Origin of the sequence: Streptomyces sp. NPDC057010 (assembly GCF_042673805.1) — a bacterium.
Lineage (GTDB): Bacteria > Actinomycetota > Actinomycetes > Streptomycetales > Streptomycetaceae > Streptomyces.
In genome coordinates, this window is record NZ_JBHUSC010000032.1 from 1 (window position 1) to 16986 (window position 16986).

14 protein-coding genes and 1 pseudogene are annotated in these 16986 nt (G+C 68.9%); 5 read left to right on the forward strand and 10 right to left on the reverse strand.

Annotation, left to right across the window (positions count from 1 at the left end; genetic code table 11):
• The first annotated feature begins 634 nt into the window (after positions 1–634).
• Positions 635–1027: a hypothetical protein gene (locus ACFTXQ_RS24200; RefSeq protein ID WP_382644068.1), complete on the forward strand. Its 393-nt coding sequence runs from the start codon at positions 635–637 to the stop codon at positions 1025–1027.
• A gap of 516 nt (positions 1028–1543) precedes the next feature.
• Here the strand turns inward: ACFTXQ_RS24200 and ACFTXQ_RS24205 are convergent.
• From ACFTXQ_RS24205 to ACFTXQ_RS24235, 7 genes and pseudogenes are all read right to left on the reverse strand, one after another.
• A pseudogene (locus tag ACFTXQ_RS24205) lies at positions 1544–3008 on the reverse strand (NF041680 family putative transposase).
• Between the two features lie 150 nt (positions 3009–3158).
• The gene (locus ACFTXQ_RS24210; protein WP_382644070.1) at positions 3159–3680 is read right to left on the reverse strand and encodes a hypothetical protein; all 522 of its coding nucleotides are present in this window, start codon (positions 3678–3680) and stop codon (positions 3159–3161) included.
• A 1050-nt stretch (positions 3681–4730) separates the two neighbouring features.
• Positions 4731–5018 carry a hypothetical protein gene (locus ACFTXQ_RS24215; protein ID WP_382644072.1) on the reverse strand — a complete coding sequence of 96 codons (288 nt, stop codon included), beginning with the start codon at positions 5016–5018 and terminating at the stop codon, positions 4731–4733.
• On the reverse strand, positions 4997–5611 hold the full coding sequence (locus tag ACFTXQ_RS24220; protein ID WP_382644074.1) for an APC family permease: 615 nt from the start codon (positions 5609–5611) through the stop codon (positions 4997–4999). Before ACFTXQ_RS24220 ends, ACFTXQ_RS24215 begins: the two co-directional genes overlap by 22 nt.
• A 418-nt stretch (positions 5612–6029) precedes the next feature.
• The gene (locus tag ACFTXQ_RS24225) at positions 6030–7010 is read right to left on the reverse strand and encodes an oxidoreductase (RefSeq protein ID WP_382644076.1); all 981 of its coding nucleotides are present in this window, start codon (positions 7008–7010) and stop codon (positions 6030–6032) included.
• Complete coding sequence (locus tag ACFTXQ_RS24230; protein ID WP_382644078.1) at positions 7007–7612, reverse strand: TetR/AcrR family transcriptional regulator; 606 nt, start codon at positions 7610–7612, stop codon at positions 7007–7009. The genes ACFTXQ_RS24225 and ACFTXQ_RS24230 overlap by 4 nt, the downstream gene beginning before the upstream one ends.
• A complete protein-coding gene (locus ACFTXQ_RS24235) occupies positions 7609–8067 on the reverse strand; it encodes an ester cyclase (protein WP_382644079.1) in 459 nt (152 codons plus the stop codon). The genes ACFTXQ_RS24230 and ACFTXQ_RS24235 overlap by 4 nt, the downstream gene beginning before the upstream one ends.
• A gap of 329 nt (positions 8068–8396) precedes the next feature.
• Between ACFTXQ_RS24235 and ACFTXQ_RS24240 the strand changes: the two genes are divergently transcribed.
• Positions 8397–8633 (forward strand): hypothetical protein, encoded by a 237-nt coding sequence (locus ACFTXQ_RS24240; protein ID WP_382644175.1) that lies wholly within the window; start codon positions 8397–8399, stop codon positions 8631–8633.
• 177 nt (positions 8634–8810) lie between these two features.
• On the opposite strand, the gene ACFTXQ_RS24245 is transcribed toward ACFTXQ_RS24240, so the two are convergent.
• From ACFTXQ_RS24245 to ACFTXQ_RS24255, 3 genes are all read right to left on the reverse strand, one after another.
• Positions 8811–10376 carry an oleate hydratase gene (locus ACFTXQ_RS24245; protein WP_382644081.1) on the reverse strand — a complete coding sequence of 522 codons (1566 nt, stop codon included), beginning with the start codon at positions 10374–10376 and terminating at the stop codon, positions 8811–8813.
• Positions 10377–10535: 159 nt separating this feature from the next.
• Positions 10536–11789 (reverse strand): transglycosylase family protein, encoded by a 1254-nt coding sequence (locus ACFTXQ_RS24250; RefSeq protein WP_382644083.1) that lies wholly within the window; start codon positions 11787–11789, stop codon positions 10536–10538.
• A gap of 328 nt (positions 11790–12117) precedes the next feature.
• Positions 12118–12453 (reverse strand): hypothetical protein, encoded by a 336-nt coding sequence (locus ACFTXQ_RS24255; protein ID WP_382644085.1) that lies wholly within the window; start codon positions 12451–12453, stop codon positions 12118–12120.
• A 248-nt stretch (positions 12454–12701) separates the two neighbouring features.
• Here ACFTXQ_RS24255 and ACFTXQ_RS24260 point away from each other — a divergent pair, with 248 nt between their 5' ends.
• From ACFTXQ_RS24260 to ACFTXQ_RS24270, 3 genes are all read left to right on the forward strand, one after another.
• The gene (locus ACFTXQ_RS24260; protein ID WP_382644087.1) at positions 12702–13700 is read left to right on the forward strand and encodes a LuxR C-terminal-related transcriptional regulator; all 999 of its coding nucleotides are present in this window, start codon (positions 12702–12704) and stop codon (positions 13698–13700) included.
• Positions 13701–13847: 147 nt separating this feature from the next.
• A complete protein-coding gene (locus ACFTXQ_RS24265; protein ID WP_382644089.1) occupies positions 13848–15323 on the forward strand; it encodes a CHAP domain-containing protein in 1476 nt (491 codons plus the stop codon).
• An 83-nt stretch (positions 15324–15406) separates the two neighbouring features.
• Positions 15407–16819: a GDSL-type esterase/lipase family protein gene (locus tag ACFTXQ_RS24270; protein WP_382644091.1), complete on the forward strand. Its 1413-nt coding sequence runs from the start codon at positions 15407–15409 to the stop codon at positions 16817–16819.
• Positions 16820–16986: the final 167 nt, after the last annotated feature.

Below are 16986 nucleotides of genomic sequence, written 5' to 3' on the forward strand. Positions count from 1 at the left end.
GGGGCCCGCGCTTCGCTTGGGCCTGGGGAGAGCCCCCCTCGCTGCGCTCGGGGGGCCCGCTTCGCGGGCCAGGGTCGCCCTTCGGGCGAAGGCCGCCCGCCCCGCTTCGCTTGGGCGTTATTGGAACCGCCTCGCTGCGCTCGGCGGGGGCCCGCTTCGCGGACCCGCGCCGGCCTTCGGCCGGAGGCTCGACGCGAGGCGCGGCTTCGCCGCGCCAAAGCCGGCCCGAAGGGCCGGCGTCCTGCGCTTCGCTCCGGAGTGGTTCGGGATTCCGCTTCGCTCCACCCGAACGGCCTGGTCCGCAGGCCTGAGTGATCCCGTTTCACGGGGTCCGGTCCCTATCCCCGTTGGCGGGTTCCACTCCGCTCCCCACCCGGATCCTTCCGGCTCCGCCTCCAGGATGGGCCGCCGCTTCGCGGGCCCGGCTGGCAACAGCGGAGCTGGCTGCGTCGCCTTCCTCTCCTATTCCTGAAGTTTCATTCAGCTCCCCCATAGAAAATGATCAAGGTCAGGCATCCTGACTCCACGCCGCTGATCTTCAACAAGATCTGAGCCAAAGCACCCAGGTCCACTCAGCAGCACTCTCATCCCCGTGGATCCCGACCATGGGGAACAGAACTTAAAGGAAGCCACGATGAAGACACTTCAGTGGGCCCGCTCGTTTCCCGCGAGGCGGGGACTCGCACGAACCGGAGCAGCCCTGAGCGCCGTATGGATCGCCTGGGCCGGAGTCGGCACCTACGCCCACGCAGCCCCAGTAGCAAACGGATCTCCGGTATCCATCGTCAAGGTCGCTGACGAGTCCGGAGCCCTCTACGACATCGACTGCCGGAACAAGAGCATCGGCAACACCGGCGGCCACATCGACTGCAAGGGCCACGCCAAAATGCGACTCAAGTCCATATGCGGCGGTCCGGACACGGATAAGTACAGCGCGTGGACGGACCTGAACACCAACACCTACCAGCGCTTCTACGCCGTCGACTGCACGTTCAGTCTCCACGACATCGAAGTCCAGGCAAAGTAGCCCCCCTCTCCGGCAGCGAATCCATGGCAGACAAGGAATAGTCCAAAGTCCGCCAAACGATCTCCGACGGCCAAGGCGGAGTCCGCCTGCGGGCCAAAGGGCCCGCAGGCGGACAAGGGTTGCAGCCAAGGCAACCACGGCTACTCTCGGCCCTCACCTCACAGCCGGACCGGAAGCTGCGGGCCGCCGCCCGTCGGGCCCACAGACGGCCGATGAAGCCTCGTATTGCGTTACCAGTAGCCGAACGAGAACCTACTGGCGGATACACCCGCGCAGGAGTGCGTTCGAGGTCCTTCCCCTTCTCGAGAGGCCGTCCAAGGCCAGGGCTTCGTTCACCTCCCCCGCGTGCTTCACTATAGAGCCCGGATAGAAACGGGAACGTGGTCACTGTGGCGATCCGACTGCAGGGCCGGGGCCGCTGCTGTCGGGGATCAGTGAAACTGCGCAACGCTCAACCAACCTGCACAACCCCAGGCCAGAAGCATGACGACTGCTCAGAGACACTGAGCTTGACGTTTATCCAGTTCGCCGGGGCTTGGTGGCGACCTTGTGGCGTGCGGGTCGGGTGTAGGACTCGCCGGTGGCGAGGACGCGTCCGACGTCGTGGCGGGTGGCGGGTCGCCGGTTCTTCGAGCCGAGCGGGCGGCCGGGGCCGGGTCGGGTGGGTTTCGGTGCACGAGCTGGTGTGCCCGTCTTCGCGCGTAGGTTCCTGAACCCTCGGCGTACCCGGGCGGGGGTGAGCCTGTCCGGTTCCGCCGGCCGTTCCCACGGTCGGCGGAGATCGGCCGTGAGAGGGCGGGCGAGGCGGAGCTGCGCGTGTGCGGCGAGGAGCCAGGTCCAGCGGTCGGCCGCGGCTGAGTCGCGGAGCTTGGGGCGGGTCCAGCCGAGGGTCTGCTTGAGCAGGCGGAAGGTGTGCTCGACGTCGAACCTGCGGAGGAACGCCTGCCAACACCTGTCGACGTCTTCGGGACGGGCGCTGGTGCCCGACCACCACAACCAGACGGGCTTGTTGACCCCGCCGTTGGGCAGTTTCGCCACGGTCAACCGGATCAAGGTGCCCTCGATGATCGGCAGCGGCCCTTCATGATCCCCCCACGCGGCTCTGCGGGTCAGCCGGGGGTGGAGCCGGTCCCACGCCTGCTCGATCGCGGTCCCGTACCGCTTTGTGTCGGTCGAGGTGACCGCCGCCACCTCGCCCCAGGTCTCCGGATCGCCGAAGACGAACTCGCCACCGTGCTTCGGGGGGCGCCCGCCGTGCGGCGGGCAGATCCACGGAACGGGGACCGGCTTTCGCATGACCCGGTCCGAGCGGAGTCGCCCCAGGATCTCGATCGGTATGTCGGCCAGGAGATGCGCGATACGAGGCGCGTCGTAGCCGGCGTCGAGGACGACCAGGACTTCGGGATCACCCCGCCGCCACTGTCTGGCCGCGACGAGGCGTTCAACGACCTCGCGGACCTGGGCGGCGGTGACGCCGGCCAGGTCCGCGCCGGGTTCCAGCCGGATCGCGTCCAGCAGTGCGGTCCACGACGTTCGGCCGGTCTCCAGGGCGGCGACGATCGAGTACAGCCAGCCGGGCACCATCTGGTGGCTTGCCCAGGCCCCGGCCGAAGGTGTGGCAGAACGACCGGTCCGAGCACGTGTCCGCGTCCGGTCGCAGCCACGGCGAGACGTCCACCGCGAGCACGAGACGCCCGTCGGCCGCCCGGGGCAACGGCACTCCGGCCAGCGCCCGGCGCAGCCGGGCGACGTCGATGCGGCCCTGGTTCAACCCGGCGTAGAGGGCGCCGTGCCCTCGGCGGTGCTCGGGGGCGAGGGCCAGGTCCACGAGCGTGCGCACCGGACAGTCCGTGCACAACAACGCGTCGCACAGCTCGAACAGGGCATCACTTCGCGAGAGCAGGCAGGCGTACACCTCGGTCCGGAACGCCGTCACCGCCGCGAACGCGTCTCGTTGAACCCCGTGCTCGACCCGTTCCACGATCCGCCCTCCACCCGCCGCGCCGACCTCTTCCCGCAGGATCAGGCTCCGGCCCCACGGACGCGCCGTGAACAGGAAACACCCCGAACAAGTTCGATCCCCGTTCGACGGCGGGCCAAAAGCATCAAGGTGAGTGCCTGTACTCCATCGTCAACGGCTGCTCGGTTTGTGCGTCCCTCCCACGCCGAGGTCTAGGCGCATGGCCTCCCGCATGGTCTTCAGGGGCGGCCACAAGTCCCTCAGCAGGCGCTTGGCCCGCTCAATCGTGTCGTCCGGCTGGGGAACGCCGCAATCGATACGTCGCACCACCCCGTAGAGGATGCTGATCAGGTCGTTCACACTGCGGACCTCGTCCAGCACTTCGTCCGAGACAAGCATCTGTGCTTCGTCGTACTGGACCCGGTGGGCAGTCATTGCTGTGGCGGCAGTCTGGCGAATCTCGTCTGTCAAGGTATTGGTCACGATGGCCTGGACATAGTCGGCCAGCGCGTAACGACAGTTGCGTGCATGGCTGTTGACACCGACGTAACAGTTACGAAGGTTGTCAAGGCGCTGACGCTCACTCTCCCGGCTCAGCGTCCGAAGGGATGCGCGTTGAGCCAGATAACCCGATGCCACGGTTCCACCGACACCGGCGATACCGACGAACAGAGTGGCTAGGGCTGCGTCCACCGGGTCAGTACAGCACTCCAGGCTCACGTTCGTATGCCCGGCATGGCACCGTCGCCGGTTCATCACACAGTGCGCGTAACGATTACCGTTGCAGGGGCCAGAACTCGCGAGCATGCCCGAGGTTCAACTTCGGGCCGGAACGTTAAACGACAAGCTGACCAGCGACAGCTGTCGCCGATTATTGAAGTTGCTCGGTGCCGGGTGAACCTGAGCAGGCCTCAAGTCCCAACCTTGTTCCTGTTCCGGTCACCTGCTATCGAGACGCCTCCAATAGCCAGCGTGGAGGCTGAAGTTCGCGCAGACCGTAGTCAGGTGGCAGCCACCTCTTCTTCCTTCTGTCCATGGTCTTCTGGGTGTGGGGAGGCTGGTATAGGCACCCATACGTCCGCTCAGGTCCCGGCGCAGCCCAAGGACGCCGGTAGTGGACCGTACACACAGGCCAGATGGTCTTCTCAGCCGGTTTCGGAGCCGGTGCCGTTCCTTTTCCGCGGCCGACGGCATTTGGGGCGCGGCGGCTGCGGTGGGTGCGGCTTGCAGCTCTCGGCGAAGGCGGTCAGGGACGGTAGGCCGGTACTGCCCATCGGATCGGTGAAGAGCGCACCGTTGGTGCCAGCCTTGAGCCTCCAGCGGACGTGGACGGTATCGAGCTGGGTAGTCGAGGCCGCGGTGAACACCCCGTGGCGAGGTGCGCCGCGAAGTACGGATGCGCGGTGGCACGGGAAGCCGCCAGGCGACCTCCGTCTCGGTGAGGTCAGGCATCACCGGCGGGAAGCAGTACTTTGTGGCACTCCGCCCGGTGGAGAGCTTCGAGCTGGCTCGCCAGCTCCTGCCGGGCGGTCGATGTCCTTGCGTACCCGATCCGGACCGGCCGCTCGGTACGGGGCGCGGGCACGATGGCGAACGCCGGGCCCTCCTTCCACGCGCGGCCCGGGTGCCGGTCGGCGGGGACGAGGACGAAGCGCGGGGTGTGGTACTTCGCGGCGGTCTTCCCGCTCCGGGTCCGGCAGGGGCTACCGGCGGGCGCGTCACAGTTCGGGCAGTCGTAATGTCCTACCGCCAATGCGGCACCGCCCTGCCACGAGCCAGGGCCTCGCAGCCGATCCCGCCGCCTGCGTGCCACTCCAGCGTGATGCGCAAGGCCCCGGATCCGGACCGGAACCGGTCGGTCAGCCGGACCTCGCCGAGCACCGCCAGCGGGCCCGCACCCGGTGCGGTGAGGCGGGTCAGCGTGGCTCCGACCGCACCCGCGGCCAAGGCGGCCAGGGCGTCGGTGTCCGTGGCGTCGGCGACCCAGCCCGACAGGTGGTCGGTGCCCTCTACGTCGTCGGCAAGGCCCAAGCCACGGGGCAACCAGCCGGAACCGGCCTTCTCGTGGGCGAGCAGCCACGCGACGGGGGACGGGCTCTCCCTCTCAGGGGCGGAAGGGCCCCGCTCATGTCTCCGGGCTCGGTCTCCAGCACCTCGCGGTCGACCGTCAGCATGACGAGGAAGAAGATGAGTGCCGGGAGGATCGTCGATGCCGTGATCAGCTCCAGCAGCGCGGCGCCCGGCAGCGCGACCATGAGGACGACCCCGAGGGCGAAGATCAGGACGGTCGCCGGGATGGGGGTCTGCGTCCGCGGACTGACGAGCCGCATCAGCCGATGGGCCGGGAAACGCCCATCGCGGGCCATCGCGAAGACAAGGCGAGCGCACGCCGTCAGAGTCACGACCCCGGCGCCGAAGAACGCGAACGTGACGGCGACCAGCAGCACCCGCTCCATGACCGGACCGAGCTGATCCCGCATGATCGCCGCGACCGGTGAGCCGCTGGCGGAGATCCGCGGGTTGTCCTTGATCACGACGGTGAGCGCGATCAGGAACAACATGCCAAGGACCGCGGCCGCCACGATCGCGCGCGGAACGGTGCGGTGCGCGTCCTTGGCCACCACGGCGACCGCCAGAAAGCAGAAGGAGAGCCAGCCGAACCTCCAGCCGACCTTCGGGTTGGCCAGCCGCGAGCCGCGAACTGCGCAACCACAGAGCCACCAGGATCAGCCCCGCACCCGCGACCGGACGCAGCCAGATCCCGACCGGCCCGGCCGTCCTCAGCACGTCGTCGTACGTCCCGAAGATGCCGACCGCCACCGAGACCAAATCGCTGCCGTCCGCGCCGCCGGCACCGTTGCGACCGTCCCTCGGACCCTCCGCCACGTCGGCCACCTCGGCTTCCGCAGGCAGCGGCAGAGCCCCACTCGGTGTCTTCCCTAATGGGCGCTCCTCCGATGACCATTTCCCCCGCGGACCGGACCCTGGCGGCGACGTCCACGGACGGAGTGTTCGTGGGCGCCGGTGGGCATGCGGGTGAGTTCATCGTGACGTTGTCGGTGTGGCGCCGGCGGTGGCGTGCGGGGCGGTGCGGCGGGGGCTGAAGTCGTAGTGGACTCCTGTGAGCTGTTCCGACAGGTCCCACAGGCGGCGGGCGGTCGCGGGGTCGGTGGCTGATTCGACCGGCTGTACGAGGGTGGGGTGGCCCTTGGCCTCGTTGCGTCCGTCCGGTCCGATGAACTGGCCGCCCTGGGCGTTCGGGGCAGCGGCCGCGTAGAGCTGGTTGAGTGCGCCCGTCTCCATGTCCTGGGCGACGAGCCGGTTGGTGACCTTGAGGATCGCCTTGAGCAGCCCCGTCGGTCCGGACGACTGGAGGTTCGTCGCCGAGTAGCCGGGGTGGGCCAGCACGCTGCGGACCGGGACGGCGTTCGCGCGCAGTCGCCGGTCCAGTTCCAGGCCGAACAGCACGTTGGCGTACTTGGACTGGGCGTAGAACCCGCGCGGTGTGTAGGAGCGTGAGCCGTCGAGGTCGTCGAAGTGGATGGCTCCGTTCTTGTGCAGGGTCGAGGAGACCGTCACCACGCGCGGGTCGGTTCCGGCCCGCAGCCGCTCCAGGAGCAGGCCGGTCAGCGCGAAGTGCCCGAGGTGATTGGTGCCGAACTGGGACTCGAACCCCTGCTTGGTGAGGGCGCGCGGCGGCATCATGATGCCCGCGTTGTTGACGAGCAGGTCCAGGGGTGTGTCGAGGGCGTCGGCGAACGCGTGGACCGAGTCCAGGTCGGCCAGGTCCAGGGCGCGCAGTTCCGCGGTGGCTTCGGGGAGCTCTGCGCGGAGTCCGTCCAGCGCGGCTCGGCCCTTGTCCTTGTTTCGCGCGGTGAGGATGACGTGGGCGCCGTGGCGGGCGAGTTCACGGGCGGTGATGTAGCCCAGGCCGCTGTTGGCACCGGTCACCACGACCGTGCGGCCGCTCTGGTCGGGGATGTGGTCGGCCGTCCACCCGGGGACGGTGAGGGCTGTGGTCATCGGGCGTCTCCATCTGGTTGCTGCGGAGTGCGGAGCAGGTCGTCGACGCTGGCCGCCAGCAGCCGGTGCAGGTGGGCGCGGTCGACGGGGAGTTTGCGGATGGCGTGCAGGGCGGCGAGGCCGTGCGCGGTGGCCCAGATGCGGGCGATGCGGTCCTCGTAGGGGTCCGTGATCCCCAGGGCGTCCGCGATCACGGCGCCGACCTCGGCACCTTCGGTGACGGTTTCGGCGGCGGGCACGTGGACGCCGCCGAGGCCGTACATCACCTGGTAGAGGTCCGGCTCGTCGAGTGCGAAGTCCAGGTAGGCGGCCGCCGCCGTCTGGACGGACGTACCGCGCGAGCGCATGATGCCGGCGAGCCGGACGAAACCGTCCCTGACGAAGGCCAGCAGGATGTCGTCGCGGCCCTTGAAGTAGCGGTAGGCGTAGTTGGCGGAATAGCCGATCCGGTCGGCCAGGCGGCGCATGCTCACCGAATCCCAGCCGTCGGCGCGGGCCATCTCGCGGGCGGCCTGCAGGATCTCGGCCCGTGCTTCGGCCCGTTCCCGCTCCCGGCGCTCCCGGGAAGGGGAGGGCTTGGATCCCTGCGCGGAAGGTGTCATGCCGCGTCGCCCTCTTCCCGGCTCCGCAGTCCGGCGGGCTCACCGGGCATGCTCATCGGGGCCAGCAGGCCCAGCTGGGTGAAGAACTCGACGGTGTTGAGCTCGTCCCAGTGCTCGACCGCCATGCCGTCGTCCCGTACCCGCCAGATGTCGAGCGACCGCATCTCCACCGGGCGGCCGGTGGGCTCCTCTCCGAGGAGCGACCCCAGGTGAGTCGCGTGGTAGGTGAACCTGCCGGCCACCCGGTCCCCGTCGGCCATGACGTCCTCGAGGGTGACCCGGGTGTCGGGGAAGGCGGCGAACCAGCGGCCCCAGAACGCCCGGTTGGCCTCGCGGCCGTCCTCGACGTAGGGGTTGTGGTTGACGTAGTCCTCGGCCACGAAGCCGTCCACGGCGTCGGGGTCGTGGCCGTTCATCAAAGCGGCGAACGCGTGCGCAACAGTCGGGTGGGACATCAGAACCTCCGGTCGCTGGTCTCTGGTTACACCGTACACGTTGTGTACGGTGTAACCAATAGTGGATCGGCCCTACCGGACGACGAGTTGGATCGGCCGGCCGCCTCGAAGCACCCTGCGGAACGGCCTCCACGCTCATAGCCGCCAGCGCTGCCCGGTCGCTCCATGACAGCGGGGAGTGCTGACGCAATGGGATAGCGTCCGGCACATGGCGCTGCCGACAAGGCTGCTGCCGGCGTACGGCTCGTGGAGGACCTGGTTGCTCGGGGCCCGGGTTCGAGGACGCCTACGAGTGCCACGTCTCCAACGAGAACGGAGTGCTCCCGCACGTGTTCTTCAGGGACGTCGTCCAGGACGCCATGTGGGGCGAGCTGGAGCCCCCGCCCGATGCCGTCGCCGTCCATCAGCACGCCCGGGGCGATGTCGGGCAGCTGCCCGTCAGCGTCGACCAGGTCGGCCAGGACGCGGTAGTGCCGTTGCCAGTCGAGTGGCCGGGGGCAGTTCCAGTCCCGGGGGCCCACGGGGAGGAGGTTGCAGTCGAGGGTGGGGCGGAGCCGGTCTCGTGAAGCTCGGCGTCGACTGGGCTTGGCCCGATTCGGCCTTGAGAAGGCGAGACCCCGAGGCGGTGACGGCCTCGGGGTCTCGTGCGTCGAAAGAGCAGGGGCATCTCCCCCGGGTGCCCGGTGCGAGTGGCGCGCTGCCGTCTTCTCGACCAGCGGCCCATTCGCTCTCGGGCTGCCCGGTCAGCGTCGGTGCAGGGTCTGCAGTGCGTCGATGAGGATCTTCGGCTCGTACTGGCCCTTGTAGACCGGTGGGGGCTGCCTGTCGAGCCCCAGCAATTGGGCGACGGCGGTCCAGGCGGTGCGTACGGAGTACTCGACGGTGAAGACCACGTCGTCGGGGACCTCGGCGTACTGGCCGATGAAGGCCAGGTTGGTGGAGCCGGCGGGCACGACCTGGGGGCGGTCGCCGGCCTTGCGGACCAGGAACTGGCTGGTGATGTAGGGCATCTTCGCCGGGATCACGAGGGAGCCGTCCAGGATCCGCTGACGCTCGGAGAACGGCAGATGCCGCAGTACCTCGTCAAGGATCTCCCTGCCAGTGCACTCGGACATGGGCTTGCCCACGAAGTCGCCCCGCCTGTCGGGGAACAGCGCGTATCCCCACCACACGAACGTGTCCTCGGGCTGGTCCCGGAAATGCGGCTGGTGGTTGAGCACGATGGTCAGCAGCCAGCTGGACTCCTTGAACGTGATCAGGCCGCCCTTGCCCGCCTCGCTTCCGCTGAACTCCTCCATCAGCTTGAAGAAGAGCGGGTCCTTGGTGGTGACCGTGAACGACTCCCAGGTGGAGTCCTTGATGTGGGAGTCGAACACCTTCGGGTCGCCCAGTCCGGGGCGCTTGGCGGCCAGGGTCTCCCACAGCTGCCAAGCCCCGCTGGAGGACGTGGTGTCCAGGGCGGGGACGGTATCGGTGGAGCCCAGGGTGGAATTCGCGGTCATGGAGCCGTTCGTCACCATCACCAGGTCGTCCGGGCCGATGGCCGTCCGGCCGGCCTTCCCGCCGCGCTCCCAGACGATCGCCTCGACGGTCAGCGCGTCGCCGTCGGCCAGGCTCAGGTCGGTGACGCGGGTGCCGAGCCGGACGGTGACACCCTGAGCGGTCAGCCACGCCAGGAGGGGCCGCACGATCGAGTCGAATTGATTGAACCGGGTGCGGTAGATGCCCGACATGGTGTCGAAAGACTTGAACAGGTGGACGAAGCGGTTGAGGTAGCGACGGAACTCGATCGCGCTGTGCCAGGGCTCGAACGCGAACGTGGTGCACCACATCGCCCAGAAGTTGGTGGTGAAGAACTCCTCGTGGAACAGGTCCGAGATCCGCTTGCCGTCCAGGAGCCTCTCGGGCGTGGCCACGCACTTCACGAGTTCGAGGCGGTCCCGTTCCGAGAACGTCATCGCGTGCGCGTCGATGATGCTCCCGTCGGCGTCGACGAGGCGGGCGTGGTCGTCCCAGGCGAAGTCCTCGTGGAACGCGAACGTGTCCTCCGTGACCGACTTGGCCGGGTCGTCCAGCGACGGGATGGAAGCCAGCAGGTCGTACGTGCAGCCGAAGTGGATCTCGAACATACGGCCGCCGCGCATGGTGTACCCGGTCTCGGGGGATCCCTCCGCATCCAGGCTCCCGCCCTCGCGGTCCTGTTCCTCCAGGATCACGATGTCGTGCCCCGAGAAGCCGCCCTCGCGGATCAGGAACGCCGCCGCCGCGAGCGACGCGATCCCACTGCCCACCAGATATGCCTTCGCCACTGCCGTTCCCTCTATCCGATACGCGCCGCCTTGCCAGGGCCGCGGGCATGCGGCCGCCTCGGGCGGGAGAGCCCTCCATGGGTTCCCTGGCGCGCCCGGCGGTATACAGGAGCAGGCTCCGGGTCCCTGGTTCAGCCCAGCGCACGTCCTGCCGGCGGGTCAGGCGCCGGGGGTGGCGCTGATCTGCTTGAAGCCTGCGGCGTCGCCGACGAGGGCGAAGGGGCTCCAGGAACCGGTCGAGTAGTTGCCGTTGGTGTTGTAGATCCGGTCGTCCGAGCCGATGGCGTAGAGCTGTACGGTCTTGTCCGCGGGGGTGGCCGCGAGCTGCTTGAAGCCGGCTGCGTTGCCGACCACGTCGTAGCCGCTCCACGTACCGGTGGAGTAGTTGCCGTTGGTGTTGTAGATCCGGTCGTCGGAGCCGATCGCGTACAGCCGGACCGTGCCCTCGCTCGTCGTCGTGGCGGCGACCTGCTTGAAGCCGGCGTTGTTGCCGACCAGGGCGAAGGGGCTCCACGTGCCGGTGGAGTAGTTGCCGTTCGCGTTGTAGATCCGGTCGTCGGAGCCGATGGTGTAGAGGCGGACGGTGTTGCCGGTCGCGGTGGCGGTGATCTTCTTGAATCCCGCGGTGCCGTCCACCAGCTGCAGGGTGGTCCAGCTGCCCTGGGCGTAGTCGGCGCTCTTTCCGTACACGCGGCCGTCCGCGCCGAGGGCGAAGAGGCGGACCGTGTTGCCGGTCGCCGCGACCGAGATCTGCTGGAAGCCCTGCGTGTTGTCGACGAGCTGGAAGCCGGTCCAGGTGCCCGTCTTGAAGTTGCCGCGGTCCTCGTAGATACGGTCGTCCGCGCCGATCGCGTAGACGTGCACCTCGTCGCCCACCCGGATCGAGGTGGTCTGCCTGAAGCCCTGCGTGCCGTCGACGGTCTTGTACCCGTCCCACGTACCCGCCGAGTAGTTCCCGTTGTTGCCGTACACCCGGCCGTCCGCACCGATCCCGTACAGGTGGACCGTCGCAGACACCGCGGCGGTGGGCGGGACTTCCGGGTAGGGGTCGGCGTGGTCGTCGGCGAGACCCGCGGCCGCTCCGCAGGTGCCCCAGGCTCCGGCGCCCTGGCCCGCGAGGATCTTCTCGGCTATCAGGATCTGCTGCTGCTTGGTGGCCTGGTGCGGGTACGCGGCGTACTGCTGGCCTCCGTAGGAGTCCCACGTCGGCTTGTATATCTGGAGTCCGCCGTAGTAGCCGTTGCCCGTGTTGATGCTCCAGTTGTCCGTCGACTCGCAGTGGGCGACCTTGTCCCAGGTGGCGACGGAGGCGGCGCTCGCCGTACCGGCGGGCACCAGGGAGAGGGCGAGACCGGCCAGGGTCAGGCCGGCCAGTGCGGCGATCTTCGTGCGGGGACGGACGGTTGCAGACATGGGGATACCTCGGTTCGGTGGTTCGGCGTGTGTGCGGAGGGCCGGCTGACGGGCGCTGCGGTCCTATGACCAGCCCATGGAGTCCGTGGAGGCTGCGGCCTGCTCGGCGGCGACCGCGGCGGCCTGGGCGATACGGGTGCGGAGCATGGTGGTGTCCTCTTCTGACGGTTCGAGCGACGGATTGGTGTCCTCAACCGGCCTGCGTCCCGCGGTGGCGCTGTCCGGTCCTGGCCCGCCGGGAGCTGCTCCCTGCCGGCGAGAACCACTTTCGTCGCTGGTCAGAAGGGGTGGAAGGGGATCGGGGTGGCCCGAAGCGGCATTGGACCAATCAGTCCAGCGAAGGCTCGGAAGCCTCCGAGGCGGGCGGTCGGTCTTCGAACGCGGCTGCCATGAGCGGCACTTCCGCCCCCAGTGGCGTCCAGTCCGCGAGCTCGGGGCAGCGCGAGAGCAGCAGGCGGATCAGGATGGCCGCGCGCTCCTCCGCCGCCGCGAGGCTGCCCGCACGCAGGTACAGGCCGATCACGGGATCCGGCCGGGCGTGCGGATGGACACTGATGTGCTCGGCCCCGTCGTCCGGGCCGAGACGGGAACGGATCAGCGAGCGCAGGTCCAAGACAGCGGGGGCGTCGCGCGGTGCGCGCAGGCCGGCGTGGACGAGATACATGGAGTCGACTCTTCCAACGGTCGACTTCCTTGTCAGGCGTTGCGATGTGGCCCGTTCGGGCCATGGCCTATTGCGGCCACATCGTGGTCCGTTCACGGATCTCGCCTTCGGGCCGTGTGCGGATCATCCAGGACTTCTGGGCGCCTCGCACAGCGTTGCTGCGGCTGGGCGGGATTCAATCAAGCGGTCGCAGAGAGCAGGTGCTTGACGGCACGTGAACTACCGGCCGGCTTTTCAGGGGGATCAGGGTGCTGACGGCATTGGGACTCGACACGGTGGCGGAGGCGGTCTACCGCGCGATGCTGGCCGATCCGGCGGGCGGCGTCGCCGAACTCGTCGCGCGGGTGGGCAGGAGCGAGGAGGAGGTGCGGGACGCTCTCGACACGTTGAGCGAACTTGCTCTCGTGCGGCCGTCGGCAGAACGGGAGGGGGGCCTGCGGGCCGTCTCCCCGGATGTCGGGATGGAGGCCCTGATGGCCCGCCAGCAGGCCGAGCTGGCGGCGCAGCAGCTGCGTCTGGAGTCCTCGCGGAGTGCGGCCGCTCAGCTGATCGCCGAGTACGCCGACCTGCGGCCCGCGGCCGCCAGCCCCGGGGTCGAACACCTCATCGGTATAGACGCGATCCGCGACACGCTCGCCCGGCTGACGCGTGATGTCGCCACGGACGTCATGGCGTTCCTTCCGGGCGGCGCACAGCCGCCGGCACAGCTCGACGCATCGCGTCCGCTGGACGAGGAGCTGCTGGGCCGGGGGGTGCGGATGCGCAGTGTCTTTTTGAGCAGCGTCCGCAATGACCAGAACACGGTCGACTACGCGAACTGGCTGTCCCGGCTCGGCGGGCAGGTGCGGACGGTTGCGTCCCTGCCCACCCGGATGATCATCACTGACCGTGCGACCGCTGTCATCCCGGTCAACAGTGAGGATTCGGGGGCCGCTGCGGTCGTCCTGACCGGCCAGGGCACTCTCACCGCGCTGTGCGCGCTCTTCGAGACGGTCTGGGCGGGGGCGCAGGTACTGGGTGAGGCAGTGGTGCGGGACGGGCACGGTCTGAGCCCTCAGGAGGCGGCCACCATCGGCCTCCTCGCCCAGGGACACACGGACGAGGCGATCGCCAAACGGCTCGGCATTTCCCAGCGCACGGCACGGCGGATCGCGACGGACCTGATGGGCCGGCTCGATGCGCGCAGCCGCTTCGAGGCGGGTGTCCGTGCGGTCCAGCAGGGCTGGCTGCCCTCGGACCCCGTCTGACAGCGGCCCGCCCGGGCCCCTTTGGGCCAAGGCCCTTTACGTCCAGCGGATTGCACTTCCGCAGGTCAGGGACCCGGGACAGAGTTGATCTCGAAGCGCCGGACGGAAGTTCGAGCGCTACCGATCGATTCTGTGGGGGGAACCACCATGTCCCAGTCCGTCCGTGTCTCCGCGTCTTCGCTGCGCCGCTCCGTCTCCTTCGCGGTCACCTCCGCGCTCTCGGTCGCGGCGCTGGGCGTCCTCGGAGCGGCCCCGGCCAGCGCCGCCACGATCGGCGAGACCATCGCCTCCGCGGCCAGGGGCGAGACCGGGAACGGGCCCTGCGCGCACGGTGGATACGTCGGCGGCCCGAACCAGAACAGCAGCTGCAGCAACGGCCAGCGCACCCACGCCTGGTGCGCGGACTTCGCCGGCTGGGCGTGGGCCCAGGCCGGGGTCGCCGGCCGGGGCACGCTGACCGACATGGCCAACAGCTTCCTCGACTACGGGAACAAGTACGGCACCCGGTCGAACACGCCGCACGTCGGCGACGCGGTCGTCTACAACATGAACGACGGCACCTACATCAACGACCACGTCGCCATCGTGACCGCCATTTCCGGCGACAGCGTCACCATCACCGGCGGCAACGAGAGCAACGCGGTCCACACGAACACGACCACCAACTGGCGTGTGGGGCAGTCCCCGTTCGGCCAGGTCATCACCGCCTACATCTCCCCGCTGGGCAGCGGCGAGGAAGGCACTCCGCAGACCCCGGCGACCGCCGCGGTGTCCCCGACGGTCCACCTGTACGGGATCGGCTCGGACGGCCGGGTGTACGGCAACAACGCGAACTACTCGGCGGGTACGTGGGACGGGTACAAGACCGTCGACGGCACGCAGGGCTTCAGGCAGACCACCTCGATCCGGGTGGGCGACGAGGTGCACGTCTACGCGATCGGCGCGGACGACCGTATCTACGAGGACCGCGGCAACTTCAAGACGGGCACCTGGACCGGCTTCCAGCTCGTCGACAACACGCAGGGCTTCCAGCAGATCTCGGTCGCGGCGACCGGCAACACGGTCCGCCTCTTCGCCCTCGGCGCGGACGGCCGCGTATACAGCAACGACGGGGACTACGGGCAGAGCAACTGGAGCGGCTTCCAGCTGGTGGACGGCACCGCGGGATTCAAGAAGATCACCGCCGCCGCGACCGGCAACACCGTCCGGCTGTACGCCATCGGCTCCGACGACCGGATCTACAACAACAACGGCAACTACTCCACCGGCACGTGGAGCGGCTACAACCTGGTCGGCAACGCAGCCGGCTTCAAGCAGATCGCCGCAGCGCCGGAAGACAACACGGTCCGGCTGTACGCGATCGGCGCCGATGACCGGATCTACAACAACAACGGCAACTACTCCACCGGTACGTGGAGCGGCTACAACGTGATCAGCGGCACGGCCGGGTTCAAGCAGCTCGCGGCCAGCCCCGCGGGCAAGACCGTGCACCTGTACGCGATCGGTTCGGACGACCGGGTCTACAACGCGAACGGTGACTACGCCGCCGGGTCCTGGAGCCCCTTCGCCCTCGTCGGCGACGCGGCAGGCTTCAAGCAGATCAGCGCCACCCCCGGCGCCTGACCCCAAGGCACCGCTCCCGCGTCCCGTCCCGTCCTGCCCGGCACGACCACGTGCCGGGCAGGACGGCTTTCCCAAGGAGAACCGTGCACCGCCTCGCCATCCTGACCAGCGCCACAGCCTTCCTGGTGGCGGCCACGGCCCCGGTCCTGGGGGCGGTCCCCGCCTCCGCCGCACCGTCGGCACCCGTGGTCCGCGTCATGCCCCTCGGTGATTCGATCACCTACGGGCAGGGCAGTTCCAGCGGATCGGGCTACCGCTTGCCGCTGCACGGACTCGCCGTCAAGCAGTCCCGTTACGCGCTCGACTTCGTCGGGTCCCTCGAGCACGGTGCGATGCCGGACTCCGCGCACGAGGGGCACGCGGGCTACACCATCGAGCGCATACGTGCCGGCGCGAACCGCTGGCTGGCGGCAGCCCAGCCCGACGTCGTACTGCTCCACATCGGCATCAACGATCTCAATCAGGGCGCGGACCCGGGGCAGGCCGCGGACCAGGCCTCCGCCCTCGTCGACCAGATCTTCGCGGCCCGGCCCGGAGTCACCGTCATCATGGAAGGTCTCATCCCGACCACCCCCGGATGGAACCACCAGGACCTGTCCCAGCCCGTGGCGCGGTACAACCAGCGGCTGAAGCAGCTGGAACAGGCCAAGCAGCAGGCCGGAAAGCGTTTCCGGTTCGTCGACGCACCCGCACTGACGTCGACCGACCGGGCGGACGCCACCCATCCCGCGCAGATGGCCGACGGCCTGCACCCCAACGACGCCGGATACGCCCCCATGGCCCAGGCCTTCTTCGCCCCTCTGGACGAGGCGTACGCGGCACACTGGTTCACCGGCGGCCCCGCCCGGCCGGATCAGCCCCGGCTCAAGAACACGGTGCACGTGCAGCGGATCACGCCCGACGGGGGCCTGTTCAACGCCGAGGGCGACTTCGCGGCAGGCAGGTGGAGCGGCTGGAGCGCCCAGGGCGCCTCGCAGCTGAAGGAGGTCACCAGTGCCGGCACGGGATCGGTGAACCGGGTCTTCGCGATCGGCAGCGACAACAGGATCTACGAGAACGACGGCGACTACGCAGCCGGAACATGGTCAGGCTGGTTCACACCCGCCATCAACAACTCCACCACCTACACCGCACTGTCCGCGTCCTCCTACGGCAACACCGTCCACCTCGTGGCCATCGGCTCGGACGGACACCTCTACAACACCGACGGCGACTACACGGCCGGAAAGTGGAACGGCTGGAGCGACCAGGGCGGCACCCACCTCAAGCACGTCACCAGCGCCACCACCGCCGACCAGGTCAACCACATCTTCGCCACCGACACGACGGGGCAGATCCTCCAGCTCGACGCCGACTACGCCGCCGGTGCGTGGGGCAGCTGGAGCGTCGCCGGCCCCGCCGGCGGGTTCAAGGCGCTCGATGTCACCGCCTCCGTGAGTGGGAACACCGTCCAGCCCGCGGCGTCGGCCCACTCGTTCCAGGTGCCGGTGTTGTAGTTGCCGTCGCGTTCGATGAGGCGGTTGTCGCCGGTGGTCGCGAAGACGTGGTTGACGCCGTTCGCTGCGGCGCTGCTGACGCGTGTGAGGTTGTCGCCGCCCATGTTGCTCCAGCCGTTCCAGGCTCCACCCCGGTCGAAGTCGCCGTCGGTGTTGAAGTACTGGCC

What these genes read in the sequence shown, in the direction of transcription:
- ACFTXQ_RS24200 (WP_382644068.1), top strand. Translation starts at nt 635, where the DNA reads ATGAAGACACTTCAGTGGGCCCGCTCGTTTCCCGCGAGGCGGGGACTC.
- ACFTXQ_RS24225 (WP_382644076.1), bottom strand. Translation starts at nt 7,010, where the DNA reads ATGACCACAGCCCTCACCGTCCCCGGGTGGACGGCCGACCACATCCCC.
- ACFTXQ_RS24230 (WP_382644078.1), bottom strand. Translation starts at nt 7,612, where the DNA reads ATGACACCTTCCGCGCAGGGATCCAAGCCCTCCCCTTCCCGGGAGCGC.
- ACFTXQ_RS24235 (WP_382644079.1), bottom strand. Translation starts at nt 8,067, where the DNA reads ATGTCCCACCCGACTGTTGCGCACGCGTTCGCCGCTTTGATGAACGGC.
- ACFTXQ_RS24250 (WP_382644083.1), bottom strand. Translation starts at nt 11,789, where the DNA reads ATGTCTGCAACCGTCCGTCCCCGCACGAAGATCGCCGCACTGGCCGGC.
- ACFTXQ_RS24255 (WP_382644085.1), bottom strand. Translation starts at nt 12,453, where the DNA reads ATGTATCTCGTCCACGCCGGCCTGCGCGCACCGCGCGACGCCCCCGCT.
- ACFTXQ_RS24265 (WP_382644089.1), top strand. Translation starts at nt 13,848, where the DNA reads ATGTCCCAGTCCGTCCGTGTCTCCGCGTCTTCGCTGCGCCGCTCCGTC.